1 pseudogene is annotated in these 1585 nt (G+C 54.6%); it reads right to left on the bottom strand.

Going from position 1 to position 1585, the window contains the following annotated elements:
- Positions 1-1510 (bottom strand): annotated as a pseudogene (locus HP566_RS20835) (IS3 family transposase); the annotation flags it as partial.
- Positions 1511-1585: the final 75 nt, after the last annotated feature.

The raw sequence follows: 1585 nt of genomic DNA, 5'->3' as shown, positions 1-1585 counted from the left end.
CCAGTGACCTCCCAGTTTCGGGTGCTTCCCGACCAGCGTTTCGGATATCGACGCTTAGCGCTTTCATAAACCGCTTTACGACGTTCAAGGCGTTTTCGATCAACACCACGATGCCGGTCAGCTGGCGTGACATATTGGATGCCACTGTGAAGGTGCTGTTCGTTGTAAGCCCGCTCAAACGCCAACAGCCATTCTTGTACCGCGCTCAGCGATGCAAAGCCTTTTGTGGGCCATGCTGGGCAATATTTGACGGTACGGAACAGTGACTCCGAGTAAGGGTTGTCGTTGCTCACTCGGGGCCGACTGTAAGACATCAACATGCCCAGTTCTGTTAGCCTCGATTTGAGCGTATAGGACGTCATTGGGGCCCCGTTATCCGAGTGCAATACCGGCGGCTGATGCCAGCATTTCTCACGCAATAACGCACGCTCCATCAGCTGTTTAGCCAAGTCGCCCGATTCCGTCTCATGAACTTCCCAGGCGATGATTTTGCGACTGTAGATATCCATGATCAGGTAGAGATACCAGTGCTGGCCACGCACAACGGAAGAGCAGTAACTAATGTCCCAGCTCCAGACTTGGTTCGGCCCTGTCGCCGTAAAGCTGGTCGGCGCGGGCACTGTGCGACGTGCTTTCGTACGGCCTCGATGGTGATGCTGACGATGCTTTTTCAATACACGATAAAACGACGACTCGGAGGCCAGATAGACGCCGTTGTCTGCCAGTAAAGGCACGATTTGAGACGGCGGCAAACTCTGATACTCGGGACGATGACAAGCATTCAAAATGGTCTGCTCTTCCTCATGCGTCAGCTGATGCGGCTGCCTGCCTTGTGCCGCCTGTGGACGCTGATCCTCAACAACAGCGCCACACTCAGATCGCCAACGTTTTAGTGTGCGCTCGCTTACATCGATAATACCGGCTGCTTGATAGCGGGAAGCGCCACCCACAACCGCTTCGTCAAATAGCGCGATGAGCCTTGCACGTTCGTCGAGAGGCGTTAGTCGTCCTCGCCGCTGTCTGGGTCTTCGCTGTACAAGGCTTCGAGCTTTTTTGAAAGCACCAGTAACGACGTCGTCTCTGCCAGTACCTTGTCTTTGCGACGCACTTCCGCTTTGAGCTGCCTGATGGTCTTACGGTCTTCTTTACTCTGCTTTTGCGCCGCTTTTTCCTGATCTTCTTGCCGACCAGCGCCTTCGTGGCAAGCCGCTTTCCACTGCTGAATTTGCTCGGAATAAAGGCCTTTTTCGCGGCAGTAAGCGCCAAGCTCTGCCTCTGACAGGGTGGCGGTTTCGATGACCACGGCTAGCTTGGCGTCGGGCGACCATTCGTTGTCGCCTTGGGTGTAACCCGGCACAGGCACTCCTTTTACTCGACACTGTTTTAACCAACTATACAGCGTCGCGCCAGAGATGCCTTCCTCTGTCGCTACCGATGCCACACTGCGATGATGGGGTGGTAACAACTTCTTCAGGACGGCTGATTTACGCTCTGCAGAATAACGTGGCACAAGGACTCCATGTCGCTCCCTCTGGATTAGATTTAGGCGATATCGCCAACCGGACAACTAGGCTGACAGAGGGGG

The organism is Vreelandella olivaria, assembly GCF_023507745.1.
In the GTDB taxonomy this organism is placed as follows: Bacteria; Pseudomonadota; Gammaproteobacteria; order Pseudomonadales; family Halomonadaceae; genus Vreelandella; species Vreelandella olivaria_A.
Note: the sequence above shows the minus strand (reverse complement) of the source record. Positions and strands in the feature narration are given on the sequence as shown.